12 protein-coding genes are annotated in these 13,765 nt (G+C 50.5%); 7 read left to right on the top strand and 5 right to left on the bottom strand.

Annotated features, from left to right (window positions below; all coding sequences use genetic code 11):
- Window positions 1-5: 5 nt before the first annotated feature.
- Window positions 6-839: a 5'/3'-nucleotidase SurE gene (gene surE, locus DC20_RS03450; RefSeq protein ID WP_062542558.1), complete on the bottom strand. Its 834-nt coding sequence runs from the start codon at window positions 837-839 to the stop codon at window positions 6-8.
- A 133-nt stretch (window positions 840-972) separates the two neighbouring features.
- Here surE and DC20_RS03455 point away from each other — a divergent pair, with 133 nt between their 5' ends.
- The 7 genes from DC20_RS03455 (at window position 973) to DC20_RS03485 (ending at window position 7,917) form a co-directional block, all read left to right on the top strand.
- Complete coding sequence (locus DC20_RS03455; protein WP_062542559.1) at window positions 973-1,695, top strand: hypothetical protein; 723 nt, start codon at window positions 973-975, stop codon at window positions 1,693-1,695.
- A gap of 81 nt (window positions 1,696-1,776) precedes the next feature.
- Complete coding sequence (locus DC20_RS03460; RefSeq protein ID WP_062542560.1) at window positions 1,777-2,217, top strand: DoxX family protein; 441 nt, start codon at window positions 1,777-1,779, stop codon at window positions 2,215-2,217.
- Between the two features lie 198 nt (window positions 2,218-2,415).
- Window positions 2,416-4,167 carry a M14 family metallopeptidase gene (locus DC20_RS03465; protein WP_062542561.1) on the top strand — a complete coding sequence of 584 codons (1,752 nt, stop codon included), beginning with the start codon at window positions 2,416-2,418 and terminating at the stop codon, window positions 4,165-4,167.
- A 173-nt stretch (window positions 4,168-4,340) separates the two neighbouring features.
- The gene (locus tag DC20_RS03470; protein ID WP_062542562.1) at window positions 4,341-4,706 is read left to right on the top strand and encodes a BlaI/MecI/CopY family transcriptional regulator; all 366 of its coding nucleotides are present in this window, start codon (window positions 4,341-4,343) and stop codon (window positions 4,704-4,706) included.
- Between the two features lies 1 nt (window position 4,707).
- Window positions 4,708-6,096, top strand: coding sequence for a M56 family metallopeptidase (locus DC20_RS03475; RefSeq protein WP_062542563.1), 1,389 nt, complete (start codon window positions 4,708-4,710; stop codon window positions 6,094-6,096).
- Between the two features lie 148 nt (window positions 6,097-6,244).
- Window positions 6,245-7,147, top strand: coding sequence for an ABC transporter ATP-binding protein (locus DC20_RS03480; RefSeq protein WP_062542564.1), 903 nt, complete (start codon window positions 6,245-6,247; stop codon window positions 7,145-7,147).
- Window positions 7,144-7,917, top strand: coding sequence for an ABC transporter permease (locus DC20_RS03485; RefSeq protein ID WP_062542565.1), 774 nt, complete (start codon window positions 7,144-7,146; stop codon window positions 7,915-7,917). The genes DC20_RS03480 and DC20_RS03485 overlap by 4 nt, the downstream gene beginning before the upstream one ends.
- Window positions 7,918-8,028: 111 nt before the next feature.
- On the opposite strand, the gene DC20_RS03490 is transcribed toward DC20_RS03485, so the two are convergent.
- The 4 genes from DC20_RS03490 to dnaG all read right to left on the bottom strand — a co-directional run bounded on the left by DC20_RS03490 (window position 8,029) and on the right by dnaG (window position 13,687).
- The gene (locus tag DC20_RS03490) at window positions 8,029-8,748 is read right to left on the bottom strand and encodes a hypothetical protein (RefSeq protein ID WP_157593035.1); all 720 of its coding nucleotides are present in this window, start codon (window positions 8,746-8,748) and stop codon (window positions 8,029-8,031) included.
- Window positions 8,749-8,998: 250 nt separating this feature from the next.
- Window positions 8,999-10,201 (bottom strand): bifunctional 3,4-dihydroxy-2-butanone-4-phosphate synthase/GTP cyclohydrolase II, encoded by a 1,203-nt coding sequence (locus DC20_RS03495; RefSeq protein WP_062545770.1) that lies wholly within the window; start codon window positions 10,199-10,201, stop codon window positions 8,999-9,001.
- A 475-nt stretch (window positions 10,202-10,676) separates the two neighbouring features.
- Window positions 10,677-11,696: a potassium channel family protein gene (locus DC20_RS03500; protein WP_062542567.1), complete on the bottom strand. Its 1,020-nt coding sequence runs from the start codon at window positions 11,694-11,696 to the stop codon at window positions 10,677-10,679.
- Window positions 11,693-13,687 carry a DNA primase gene (gene dnaG / locus DC20_RS03505; protein WP_062542568.1) on the bottom strand — a complete coding sequence of 665 codons (1,995 nt, stop codon included), beginning with the start codon at window positions 13,685-13,687 and terminating at the stop codon, window positions 11,693-11,695. Before dnaG ends, DC20_RS03500 begins: the two co-directional genes overlap by 4 nt.
- Window positions 13,688-13,765 lie beyond the last annotated feature (78 nt).

Raw genomic sequence — 13,765 nt, forward strand, 5'->3', positions numbered from 1 at the left:
CTAGTTTACCCTTCGGCCAATCCGCTCTCAACGGTTTTGGTGCCTACTGGTGGTTTCACGCCAGGGTTCAGGTCCCAGTCATTGTTAAGCAAGCTAATGGCATGGCTGGCGGTCATATCAAATTGACATGGCACTACTGACACGTAGTTCTGGGCCAAAGCCGCTTCATCAGTGTCATCGCCTTTGTCAAAATTCACGAAGTTACCCGTAAGCCAGAAGTAGCTTCTGCCGCGGGGGTCCAGGCGTTCGTCAAACTCTTCTTCCCATTTGGCACGAGCCTGCCGGCACACCTTGATGCCGGCAATAGGTTTGTCTGACTGTTTCGGGAAATTCACGTTCAGGGCTACTCCGGCCGGTATGCCGTGCTCCAGCGCCTGGCGGGTAATCAGCTCCACGTACTCTTCGGTGTGGGAGAAATCAATGTCATGCCCGTAGTCACATAGCGAAAACCCGATGGCGGGCAAGCCCTCAATGGCTGCTTCAATGGCCGCCGACATGGTACCCGAATACAGGACGCTGATGCTGGAGTTAGAGCCGTGATTAATGCCGCTCACCACCAGGTCTGGGCGGCGGTCTTTCAGGACATGGTGCTTTGCCAGTTTCACGCAGTCTGCAGGGGTACCGGAGCACTCGTAAGACTCTACTTCATCAAAAACTAGCGATTTATCTAACCTAAGGGTGTTGCCAATGGTGATGGCGTGTCCCATGCCAGACTGCGGACTGTCTGGGGCTACTACCACTACCTCTCCTATCCGTTGCATCACTTTCACCAAGGCATGAATACCCGGTGCGGTGATGCCGTCATCGTTGGACACTAATATCAAAGGCTGCTTCTTCATAGTCAATTGTAATGTTTGGGCCAATTTAGGTTGTATACGGCCCACCGCCAAATTGAAACAAGGCAACTTCAGGTAAGGGCTTGCGTTATGCCGGAAGAAGCTGTACCTATGCCGTGCTAAACCACCTATGGCGATGAAAAAGACCACTATTCTGTTCGGAGCGCTACTGGCCCTGGCCTCCTGCAAGCAAGACGCCTCTACTGTAAAAGACAGCAACGAAACCCAACTGGAAGAAGCCGCCGGCGATGTCTCTACCGAGGCCACTGAAGCCTCTGCTGAAACCCCGGATGGTGGAGCACCTGCTCCTGCTTCCACGGAACCTATGTCGCCTGAGCCGTTGCCCGGCGCTCCGTCTACCGCCTCCACGCCTCCATCTTCCAACAACCCGCTCTTTAACTTAACCCTGCAAAAAGGCCAAGCGGGTATGGTGAAGATTGGCATGTCCATTGACGAACTGAAGCAAGCGTACGGGCAAAACAAACTCCAGCAAATTGAGCACAGTATTGAAGGCATGACCACTACTGCCTATGAGGTCTTAGGCGAGCGCCGCCGTCCGGATTTGCGGGTGGAACAGGAATGCGCCGGCACCACTTGTAAAGTGTCCCGCATCACGGTGTTGAACCCTGCTTTCAAAAGCGCTACCGGCATCGGCATCGGCAGCACCTTCGGAAACGTGAAAGACAATTTCAAAATTACCAGGGTAGGCACCGGCGAAGGAAACTTCGTGGCCATTTCAGAACCAGATAGAATCAGCTTCGTGCTGGACATGCGCGGCATCCCTTCAAACCGGTGGGGCAAACTAACGGTGAAAGACGTTCCTAATTCTACCCTCGTCTCTGGCGTGATGATTTATTGAGCAACCTTTCTTTCTATAAAAAGTCCTCAACCTTGTAAAACCGAAGCCGAAGCCAAAACCATATCCCTACCTCTTCTCTCCATGAATCGTCCCCGCAACTTCTACCGGTTTCAAAACGAAGGCCTTCTATTACTCCGCCTGGGCATTGGCTTTATGTTCATTCTGCACGGCTGGCCCAAGATCACGGGCGGCATGGAGAAGTGGGAACAGGTGGGCGGCGCCATGTCAGCACTGGGCATTACGTTTGGAGCGGCTTTCTTTGGGTTTATGGCCGCCTTTGCCGAAACCGTGGGTGGTCTGTTTTTGATGCTGGGTTTCCTGTTCAGGCCCGTAACGGTGCTGCTGCTGCTTACTATGATCGTGGCCACCCTTCGGCACATGGTAGCCGGCGACGGCTTCGGAGGATATTCGCATGCCCTGGAAGCGGCTATTCTGTTCTTGGGCCTCTTTTTCATCGGCCCAGGCAAATACAGTTTAGATAACAAGATGCTGGGCGACTCTACCAAAAACCGTTTGTATTAAGAATGCTCTTAAGCAGGAGTACTCTACCCTTTTGAGCCTGCTTTTGGGAAACTTGCTAATAACCCCTTTCTTGAAAATTGCCTGATCTATAAACAAGAAAACATCACCTGTGAAGAGGCCCTCAATCCGGGGCCTCTTTTTATTTTCTCCGCCAGATTACCTAACATTACTTTCTCAATTTACCTCGTTTCCATTTCCATGCTCCTACCTCTGCTCACCACCTTAAGTACCCTTTTTCTTTCGTCGCCTGCGCCGGATTGGAAGACGCCTTTCGAGAAAAGCAACCGCAACCAAACGGCCACTTACTACGAGTGCATTGACTACTACCAGCGCTTAGATGAAGCCTACCCTGAAATCAAGATGACGCCTGTTGGCATGACCGATGTGGGCAAACCGTTGCACACGGTAGTTATTTCCACTGATGGGGACTTTGACCCAGCCTCTATTCACCGGAAAGGCAAAACGGTGTTGCTGATGCAGAACGGCATCCATCCGGGTGAGCCCGAGGGTATTGACGCCACCATGATGCTGGCCCGCGACCTGGTGCAGGATAAGAAATTACGCAAGCAGCTGGACAACACGGTGCTGGTGATTATTCCTATTTACAACGTAGGTGGGGCCCTGAACCGCAACAGCCACACCCGTACCAATCAGAACGGCCCTGAGAGCTACGGTTTCAGGGGCAATTCTCGAAACCTGGACCTAAACCGCGATTTCATCAAGGAAGACTCCAAAAACGCAAAAACCTTTGCCACCATCTTCCGCACCTGGGACCCCGAGGTGTTCGTGGACAACCACACCAGCAACGGCGCCGACTACCAGTACACCATGACGCTTATTCCCACCCAGCACAACAAACTGGGCGGTGCGTTGGGTACGCTTCTGAAGCAGCAGATGCTGCCGGCGCTGTACAAAGGCATGGAGAAGCGCAAGTGGCCGCTGGTGCCGTACGTGAACTCGCGTGGAGAAACCCCGGAGACCGGCATTTTCGGCTTCGCCGATTTACCCCGGTACGCAAGCGGTTATACCACCTTGTACCAGACGCTGGGCTTCATCCCGGAGACGCACATGCTCAAAGCCTTTGACAAACGGGTGCAGTCCACGTATGACCTCATGCTGGAGTTCCTGGATTATACCGCCAAAAACGGGAAAACCATTCAGGCAGCCCGCCAGAAAGACCGCGCCGCTTTGCTTACCCAGCAGGAATTCGTCCTGAACTGGGAACCTGACACCACCCAGGTAGAAACCATCAACTTTAAGGGCTATGAAGCCAAATACAAACCCAGTGAGGTAAGCGGATTGGAACGCCTATACTATGACCGCAAGGCACCTTTCACCCGGCCGGTGAAGTTCTTTGACACCTTCCGCCCTACGCTCACAGTGACTAAGCCTGCTGCTTATATTATTCCGCAAGCCTGGACTGAAGTTATTGAGCGCCTGCAGCAGAACCAGGTAGAACTGAAACGACTGAGCAAAGACACCGTGCTCACCCCCGAAACCTATTACATCACTGACTACAAAACTGGTCAACGTCCGTACGAGGGCCATTACCTGCACACTGAGGTGAAGGTGCGCACCGCCCAGCAACCCATCCAATACTTCGCGGGTGATTACGTGGTGTATTTAAACCAGGTGAGCAACCGCTTTCTGGTAGAGACCCTGGAGCCGCAAGCACCAGACTCTTACTTCGCCTGGAATTTCTTTGACTCTATCTTAGGGCAGAAGGAGCACTTTTCGGCATACGTGTTTGAGGATTTGGCCGCCCAATATCTCAAACAAGATCTCAAACTGAAAGTCGCTTTGGAGGAGGCCAAGGCTAAAGACCCTGCCTTGGCCAAAAGCGCACAAGCTCAACTCAACTTCATTTACCGCAACACGCCCCATTACGAGAGCACGCACATGCGCTACCCGGTAGCTCGTTGGAAAGGTGGCGCGTTGCCCATCCAGTAGTTTCTGTTTCAAAGATGATTTCCTGAAAATACCTCCAAAAGAGTTAAAGCAGAAAGCTCCTTTCCGTTCAGGAAAGGAGCTTTCTGCTTTACAGGAAAAAATAATATCCATATGACATACACTTAATTACGAACTTTTCGTATAATTACGAAGACATCGTAATAAAGAACATCATGGAAAAACTGACACAACAAGAAGAAGATGCCATGCAGGTGATCTGGGAAACCGGGGGCGGCTTCATCAAAGACTTTCTGGAGAAACTACCTGAGGCCAAACCGCCTTACACTACCTTGGCCTCTACGGTGAAGAACCTGGAGAAAAAGGAATTTGTGCAGGCAGAACGCCTGGGGAACACATACCGGTACACGCCGCTCATCAAAGCCGAAGAGTACAAGAAAAAGTTCATGAAGGGGTTTGTGGGAGACTACTTCCAAAACTCCTACAAAGAGCTAGTGGCCTTCTTCGTGAAGGAAAAACAACTGAGCCCCGAGGAGCTGAAAGAAATCATGGACATGATTGAAAACCAAAAATCTGAATGATATGCCGGCGCTCCTCCTCTACCTCCTGCAAGTGAACGTTGGTCTGGTTCTCTTCTACCTCACGTACCAGTTGGTCCTTCGGCAGATTACGTTTTACAGCCTAAACCGCCTGTTCCTTCTTACCGGGCTTGTGCTTTCCAGTTTATACCCCCTGGTAGATGTGCTGTCTTTGTTTGAAGAAAAAAAGCAGATTTACCAAACCTTCCAGACCTTTTCTCCAAACTGGGTAATACATCAGATGCCTACGCCGGAAGCCTCTGGATTTGATTTCTGGCTTATCCCGGTGGGAGTCTTCTGGCTGGGCGTAGGAGTGATGACGCTGCGCTTTCTAGGACAATTGGCCTCGTTATACACCATCCACCAAAAATCTAAGAACGCCTCTTACAGAGGATTCAAGTACCGGAAGATCCAGGCCAGTTTGCCTCCTTTCTCCTTCGGAAAAACCATTTACTTTAATTCAGGGCAGCACCCAGAGAGAGATTGGCTGCCTATTCTTCAACATGAGCATACCCACGTGCGGGAATGGCACACGCTGGACATTCTGCTAGTAGAGATTACCACGCTCTTCCACTGGTTCAACCCAGCAGTGTGGCTGTTGCGCAAGTCTCTGAAACAAAATCTTGAGTTCCTTACTGATCAGCAAACCCTGAAGGCTGGCCTGGACCGGAAACAGTACCAGTTCTCGCTTTTACAAACCACAGAGGCCTCGTCCCTTTCATTTACCTCTTCTTTTAGTTATCCATCTTTAAAACACCGAATTATGATGATGAACAAAGCTCCTTCTTCCCGTGCGCAGCACCTGCGTTTTGTGGTTGCCTTGCCATTGCTGGCGTTCTCGCTTGTTTCTTTGCAGGGCATCGCCACAGCGAACTCCACTCCTCTCTGGGAAACTTCCCCTCAGGATGGTCCCGCTAAGAAGACCATCTCTCCTCAAGATGATTATGATGTTTTCCTGCGCAGAAACCCTAGCATTGACAAAGTGGGCTGGAACCAGAACACGATCTACATCCACCTGAAATCTGGAAAAACTGAAACGTACCCCCGCACAGCGGAGGGCACCGCGGCGGCTGAGAAGAAGTACGGCACCCTACCCCCACCTCCGCCGCCACCACCCGCTCCTCCTGCCGCGCCAGATGCTGCCTTGGCACCACCTCCTCCACCTCCTCCCTTAAATGTGGAACTGAACTCTGACTTCAAAAAGCGCAATCCTACTATAAAAGGACTAAGTGTTGGCGATGAAAGCTTGTACGTGATTTTTAAATCCGGGGAAGTGGAGAGTTTTGACACTACCCCAACTGGCTTGGCTGCCTTTGAGAAGAAATACGGCAAGCTTCCTCCGCCTCCGCCACCCCAAAGAAAATCTGCTCCTAAAACGAAAACAGATAATTAATTCGCCCCCGTTTCAGGCCTGCTTCCTAAAAAGCAGGCCTGAAACGAGTTCACCCAGGGCATCCACTTTCCCCTGCACCTTCTAGCTGGTTAGCTTTTCAGGTAAATCCTCCTAGCTTTGCAGGATACCCTTTTCAACCTACCCAGATTTGGCAGACATTTTAACTATTCAAGGGCTGAGCAAACGTTATGGCACGGTGCAGGCCTTAGACCAATTGAGCATTAACGTACCAGAGGGCAGCATCTATGGCCTTCTGGGACCCAATGGCAGTGGCAAAACCACCACCCTGGGTATTGTGCTGGATGTGATTAATGCCAGCGCCGGCACCTTCCAATGGTTCGGGCAACCTATCTCTAAAAATACTAAACGTCGCATTGGCGCCCTGCTGGAAACCCCTAACTTCTACCCCTATCTTTCCGGCGAAGAAAACTTGCGCCTTTCCGCTGATGTAAAGGGAGTGGACCACGCCCGCATCCCCGGCGTGCTGCAAACCGTAGGCCTAGCCCAACGCAAAGACAACAAGTTCAAGGGCTACTCTCTGGGCATGAAACAGCGGTTAGCCATTGGTGCTGCGCTTTTGGGCGATCCAGAGGTGCTGGTGCTGGATGAACCAACCAATGGCCTAGATCCTGAAGGTATTGCCGAGGTGCGCCAGTTGATCCTTTCTATTGCAAGTCAGGGCAAATCCATTGTATTAGCTAGCCATTTACTGGATGAGGTAGAAAAGGTATGTACCCACATGGCGGTTCTGCGCAGCGGCAAACTGAAAGCTGAAGGACCGGTCTCTTCCATCCTGGCCACCAATGACCTGGTATTTATCAGTGGCGGAGCACCGTTGGAAGCTTTATTACAGATAGCCTGTACCCTGCCCTTCGTTTTGGAGGCCCGCCAGGTAAAAGGACAAGTACAGTTGGCGCTGCAACCTGCCACCGATAGCTCAGAACTCAACCGTGCCTTCTTCAACCAGGGCATTGCCTTAGGTCAAATAGTGGTGCGCAAGAAAAGTCTGGAAAGCCAGTTCCTGGAAATCATTAAAGCCGACCACGCATGACCTCCCTTCTTCGCATAGAACTACGCAAAATACTGCCTTATTCCACCTTTTGGGTACTGCTGTTGTTGCAGTGCAGCCTTCTATTTATCTTCTTTTATGCCCGCGGCAATGTAATGGTCAATGGGAAAATGGCTGGCGCCGAACTCTACCAATTCCCCAAGCTCTGGATGCACTTGACCTACGTTTCCAGTTTCCTGAACCTGATTCCGGGTATTTTGATCATCATTCTGGTGTCTGATGAATACGCGTTCAGAACCCTTCGGCAGCAAATCATTGACGGCTTCTCCCGGGCAAACGTGGTGCAGAGCAAATCTGCTGTCATTCTGCTGCTGGCGTGCGTGCTGGCAGTTTATGTGTTTATCTTGGGCCTGGGTTTTGGGTTGTATCATCGTACTGGTGAGGGCACTTCATCCGTTTTGACAGACGCCCAGTTTGTTCTCTATTATTTAGTACAACTGATTGGCTATATGGCCCTAGCCATGCTAATTGCGTTCCTGCTCCGGAAAACCGGATTAGCCATTCTGGTGTTCATGGCCTACACCTTGGTAATTGAACGACTCATTCACTGGCAAACGCCTGATACCTTAGACAAGTACTTTCCTATGAAGGTTTTAGGTTCTTTAACGCCCAGCCCACACAGCGAGGTGGAGCAACTCATGTTAGGAATCACCGATTCCCTTACCGCCTTGCAAGCCCTGATCCCGGCGATGCTATACGTGGGTCTCTTCTGCTTTCTTTCTTACCAGTTGCTAAGGACAAGAGATTTGTAAACATTCGTTTTTGACTGTTTTCTTGAAAACAGCCCTAAAAGCAGAACGCCCCGCTAAAGTTTAGCGGGGCGTTCTGCTTTTAAAACATTTATCTTGACCTACTGCATAAGCTTACATATCTACAGAACTGGTTCTAACCTCAGGCTGAGAAATGGCGCCTAGATAACTCACAATCTTGGCTAAGTCTGGCAGGCTAGTATATTTCAGTTTGTTCTGCCGCACGTATTCTTTCATGACATTGCTTTTCTTGCCATAGATCATCTCCAGGTCCTTTTTCACATTACGGAGCTCTTTCACTTTCCCGTTAGGCAGCAAAACAAAGAAATTCTCTAAGCGCTGCTCCACGTACATAGGCCCACCCATCGGATAACCGCCATAGGGGTTATAATATCCACCACGGTAATAACCGTTACGGTACATAGGGTCACGGCTGATGTCTCGGCGGGTCATGGTTTCGCGCTTGAGCAGGCCATAGTTTCCAATCACAATCTGTTCAAAAAAAGCCGGAGCCAGAAAATCACTGTAGTCGTTCCCGAAGTTCCAGCGCTGGGTCACAAACACCCGGCGGTAGCGTCCTTCGTTGTCAATGGCCTCAAAGCCGCGTACAGCCACTGGGGCGTAAGCAACCACAGAACCATCGGTTTTCAGAATCCTTACCAAGTCCTCTGACCGGTGATAAGTAATCTTCCCGCTCACTGAGTCCCCTGAGGCCAGGTACACTCTTCCCATGGGCCATTCATCCACCAACCCTGAAGATTGCCCCATGGCAGTGGAAGCCCAAATACACAGTACTACTAAAAGCCCATACACTCTTCTTACCATCGTCTTCATCTTATAAGCCTCTTATAAAAGTAACATGCCCTTCTTAAAAAAATATACTTCAAAAAACTGAGGAAGGTTGTCTCATTCCCAGTACATTATAACGCATACAGAGCAATTTTCGTGCATAACTTTTGAGCCTTTGTCCAAGCCATTTCTACTGTCCCTTTTCCAAGTACAATTTGACGGATAAAGACCTGTTTCACAACTACGTTATAGGATATAAAGCAAAAAGGCGGAAGAAATCTTCCGCCTTTTTGCTTTATTTTTTAAGAATCAAATGACCCAACTTGTCTCTTTTGGTAGTGAGGTACCGCTGGTTGTGGGCATTAGGCGTAATCTCAATGGGCACCTGCTCCACAATCTGCAGACCATATCCTATCAAACCTGTGCGTTTACGCGGATTGTTAGACAGGAGCCGCATTTTAGTTACACCAAGGTCTCTCAGGATCTGGGCACCTACGCCGTAATCACGCTCATCGGTCCCGAAGCCTAATTGCAGGTTGGCCTCAACGGTGTCTAAGCCCTGCTCCTGTAATTTATAGGCTTTGAGTTTGTTTAGAAGCCCAATGCCTCTTCCCTCCTGGTTCATGTATACAATCACCCCTTTGCCTGCCTGCTCAATCACTTCCATGGCCCTGTGCAGTTGCGGACCACAGTCACAGCGGCAAGAGCCGAAGATATCACCCGTCACACAGGAAGAGTGCACCCGTACCAACACGGGCTCGCCTTCTTCCCAGGTACCTTTCACCAGGGCGAGATGTTTGGCGTTGTTGCTGCGTTGCGTGTAGGCATACAAATCAAAGTCGCCCCAATCGGTAGGCAGTTCTACGGCGATTTCGCGCTCAATTAAGCTTTCCTTTTGCAGGCGATAGGTGATTAGGTCTTTGATGGAGATCAGCTTCAGGTCAAAGCGTTCGGCTACTTTCTCCAGGTCTGGCATGCGAGCCATGGTGCCATCTTCGTTCATGATCTCCACCAAAACCCCGGCCGGCGCCAACCCAGCCAACTGGGCCAGGTCAACTGCTGCTTCGGTGTGGCCAGCTCTTCTGATCACGCCTTCTTTGCGAGCACGCAACGGGAAGATATGCCCAGGTTTGCCTAAAGAAGCAGGATCGGTTTTTGGGTCTGCCAAAGCCAGTATAGTTTTGGCTCTGTCTGAGGCCGAAATACCAGTGGTACAGCCGTGCCCCAGCAAGTCAACAGAAACCGTGAACGGAGTAGAATGCAAAGCGGTGTTGCGGCCTACCATCAGTTCCAGACCTAGTTCATCGCAGCGCTCCTCAGTAAGCGGGGCACAGATAAGCCCACGGCCGTGGGTAGCCATGAAATTGACAATCTCGGGAGTGATTTTCTCCGCGGCACAGATAAAATCGCCTTCATTCTCGCGGTCGTCATCGTCTACCACAATCACTACCTTACCGGCTTTTATATCCTCAATTGCGTCTTCTATTTTATCTAACATGATGTTGTCTTCTTCAGTAAAGCAAGCCAAACCAAACTACATGCCTGCTTTTGGATGCGCAAAGATAGCGGTTTTTGAATGGTAAAGGTGCGCATACCTGGGCATAGCATTAACACGCGTTATACTTACCTTCTGTATAACAACCCTACGAAAGAATTAGTGACGAAGCAGGTAAATTTTCCGGCGAAACAGCAGAATGATCTTTGAAGGACAAAATATTTAGATCAACCAAATGAAAACCGATGCGACAGTCTCCACAAGAAAAAGGCGCTTTTAGCCTGTTTTAAAAAAATCAGGCTAAAAGCGCCAAATAAAAGAAGGATATTTTAAGCTGATTCTCTGGAAAACAGCCTTTAGACAAGAGGCAGATGGGATACTAAGTAGTGCTAGTTCATGGAAACAGGCCACAAACCCAAGGGCTTATCATAAAGAATAATACTATACCCTAAGAAGAAACTCCTTTAGACAGGACGGTTTAAGAGTAAAACAACTTGGTAAACTTTTCAATTTGCGCCTGAGACCCTAATAAGATGAGGATGTCTCCGGCCTGAAGGCGCATATCACCGTCTGGACTCACCAGAAATTCACTTCCGTTACGGTTAAGTCCAATGAGGGTGGCACCCGTGCGGTTGCGAAGGTCCAACTCACGGATGCTGAGGCCACGCAAATCCTGATGAAGCTGGTCAAGGTGCACTTCTTCCAGGTGCATTTTCTTTGGGCCTGTCCCATTCAGCAGTTCCAGGAAATGAATGACCTCTGGCTGGGTGATGAGACTTGCCATATGACTACCGCCAATTTCATCAGGCATGACCACGTAATTGGCGCCCGCTCTTTTTAGTTTCTGTTCGGTGGTTTTTTCTGAGGCCCGGGCAATGATCTGCATATCTGGGTTCAAGCCACGGGCCGTGAGCGCCACAAACACATTATCAGCGTCTTTAGGCAACGTGGAAATAAGGGCTTTCGCTTGCTGCACCCCTGCTCTTATGAGCAGTTCATCATCGGTGGCGTCGCCGGTCAGGCAGTTCAGCTTGCCGTCGCCTTCTGGTTTGCTGTTAAAGAGATCGGCATTTTGCTCAATGACCACAATGCGCTCGCCACAGGCTAAAAGGTCACGGGTGGCTTTTGATCCGTTTCGGCCGAAGCCGCACACAATTACATGGCCAGTGAAGCGCTTTATTTCACGTTCATTCATATAGTTTTTCCAGATGCTCCTTAGTTCGCCTTCAAACAGGTACGTGGTCAATACTGAGACGGTATATGTAATGATGCCCAGGTTCACGAGCAAGTAAAAAGCAGTAAACAACCGGCCTCTGGTTGAAAGCGGATGCACTTCCTGGAAACCGGTGGTGGAAATGGTGATCACCGTCATGTAAAACGCCTCTTCCAGCGTGTACCCTTCTAAAAGCTGAAACCCAACTACTCCGGTAACCATGCTGGCTACAATAAGCCAGAAGGCCCAGATAAACCGGTACAGCTTCAGTTGGCGCCACTTCATCTGCTTACCACTATGCCCAGAAGATCTGCTATTTGCTTTTCAAACTCTTTCAGGGCCTTGATGGTGCGCAGGGTTTTGTCTAGTTCCTGGGCCTCTGTCAGGCGGGGGAGCGTATCCATTTGTTCCTTGATCATGAGTTGCACGTTGCGCCACTTCAGACGCAGCACCTCGCGCTCAGAGCCATAAGAAACCAAGTCGCTTTCGTGGGGAACAATAATTTCATGGGTGGCCCAGCCTTTGCTTAGCTCGTACTTTTCACTGAGCAGGTCCACCACCTCTGTGCGTATTTCCTTTTCTTCGTGCTGCATGAATTCTGAAGCGGTAGGCAGAAATCCTTGCTCCAGCTTGAGGCGGCACAGATCAAACAGCTTTTTGTAAATAGGGGTCTTAAATTCAATGTCTTCCAACTCGCCCAACATGAATTGGCTGGCAGTGAGGCCCTCCTCCACTTCTTTGTCGGCGTAGTTCAGGATAAACCTAATGACCTCCCGCTCACGCGTACGGAGCACAGAATTCTGGTCGGTCTCCTGCTGGTCTTCCTCCTCGTACATGGCTGCCTCGGCAGCTGCCGCGGCCTCCGCTTCCGCGGCCATTTCCTCAAAGGAACCGGGAGCGTAGGAAGAGGACGAAGAACCGTAGGAAGATGGTTGCGAGGGTTGAGACCGGGAGTTCTTTTGCTCCGTGAGGTGGATCTTGTTGTACTCTGAAATCAGCACCTGCTCGTCAATCCCGAACAGCAAACTGCACTGCTTCAGGAACACTGAGCGCTTAATGGCATCCGGAATCTTGGCGATGGACACCACCATCTCCCGTATGGCATCGGCTTTCTTGACCGGATTATCCTTGGCTTCCTGCGCGTACAGCTCTGATTTAAACGAGATAAAGTCCTGGCTGTGTTTCTCCAGGTAGGCCTTGAAAGCGGTATCCCCTACTTTGCGGATGTAACTGTCCGGGTCATCGCCATCAGGGAACAAGACCACGTTCACGTTGAGGCCTCCTTCCAGAATCAGGTCAATTCCGCGTAAAGAGGCTTTAATCCCGGCCGGGTCACCGTCATACAGCACCGTGATGTTTTTGGTGTACCGCCCGATGAGCTTGATCTGGTTCTCAGTAAGCGAGGTGCCCGAAGAAGCCACCACGTTTTCAATGCCGCCCTGGTGTAGCGAAAGCACATCCAGGTACCCTTCTACCAGGTAGCAGTTGTCTTCCTGTCGGATAGACTGCTTCGCCTGAAACATACCATACAGCACATCAGACTTGTGGTAAATGGGCGACTCCGGCGAGTTGACGTACTTGGGGGATTTCTTGTCGTTGGTCTTGAGCGTACGCGCGCCAAACCCAATGGTACGGCCCGACACGTTCTGGATGGGGAACATTACCCTACCACGGAATCGGTCATACTGCTTGCCCTCTTCCTGTTTGACAATGGTGAGGCCGGTTTCTTCCAGATACCTCAGGGCGAAGCCTTTTTCCAGGGCCGCTTTGGTGAAATCATCCCAGGAGTCTAAGCTATACCCCAGCTCAAACTTATTGATGGTAGCCGCTGAAAGGCCGCGCTGCTTGAAATAGGGCGCGCCTATGCTTTGCCCCTCGTCGTTTTTGTGGAGGGCGTTTACGTAGTATTTCTTTGCGAAGTCAGACAGAATGTAGAGGCTGTCGCGCTCGTTCTGTGCCTGTACTGCCGCCGGGCTCTGGTCTTCCTCAATGTCAATGCTGTACTTCTTAGCCAGGTACTTGAGCGCCTCTACATAGCTGGTGCCTTCCACATCCATGATGAACTGCACCGCGTTGCCCGCCTTGCCGCACCCAAAGCATTTATAGATGCCTTTATTGGGCGCTACGCTGAACGAGGGTGATTTCTCATGGTGGAAAGGACAGCACGCCCATAGGTTCTGGCCTTTCTTCTTCAAACTCACAAAATCCCCTACTACCTCCACAATGTCGGCTTGCAGGATGATCTGGTCAACAACTTCTTTCTTTATCAGGGCCATGGGTACTCAGGAAAATAGGGAGGTAGACAAAGATACAGAAATCCTCTTGCGATTGTCTCTGGTTCAACCCCCGATATT

The organism is Rufibacter tibetensis (assembly GCF_001310085.1).
GTDB lineage: Bacteria > Bacteroidota > Bacteroidia > Cytophagales > Hymenobacteraceae > Nibribacter > Nibribacter tibetensis.

Excerpts from the sequence above, each read along its gene's own strand:
- dnaG (WP_062542568.1), bottom strand. The coding sequence starts at position 13,687 with ATGGCCCTGATAAAGAAAGAAGTTGTTGACCAGATCATCCTGCAAGCC.
- DC20_RS03490 (WP_157593035.1), bottom strand. The coding sequence starts at position 8,748 with ATGAAGACGATGGTAAGAAGAGTGTATGGGCTTTTAGTAGTACTGTGT.
- DC20_RS03475 (WP_062542563.1), top strand. The coding sequence starts at position 4,708 with ATGCCGGCGCTCCTCCTCTACCTCCTGCAAGTGAACGTTGGTCTGGTT.
- DC20_RS03460 (WP_062542560.1), top strand. The coding sequence starts at position 1,777 with ATGAATCGTCCCCGCAACTTCTACCGGTTTCAAAACGAAGGCCTTCTA.
- DC20_RS03455 (WP_062542559.1), top strand. The coding sequence starts at position 973 with ATGAAAAAGACCACTATTCTGTTCGGAGCGCTACTGGCCCTGGCCTCC.
- DC20_RS03465 (WP_062542561.1), top strand. The coding sequence starts at position 2,416 with ATGCTCCTACCTCTGCTCACCACCTTAAGTACCCTTTTTCTTTCGTCG.
- DC20_RS03495 (WP_062545770.1), bottom strand. The coding sequence starts at position 10,201 with ATGTTAGATAAAATAGAAGACGCAATTGAGGATATAAAAGCCGGTAAG.
- DC20_RS03470 (WP_062542562.1), top strand. The coding sequence starts at position 4,341 with ATGGAAAAACTGACACAACAAGAAGAAGATGCCATGCAGGTGATCTGG.
- DC20_RS03485 (WP_062542565.1), top strand. The coding sequence starts at position 7,144 with ATGACCTCCCTTCTTCGCATAGAACTACGCAAAATACTGCCTTATTCC.
- surE (WP_062542558.1), bottom strand. The coding sequence starts at position 839 with ATGAAGAAGCAGCCTTTGATATTAGTGTCCAACGATGACGGCATCACC.
- DC20_RS03500 (WP_062542567.1), bottom strand. The coding sequence starts at position 11,696 with ATGAAGTGGCGCCAACTGAAGCTGTACCGGTTTATCTGGGCCTTCTGG.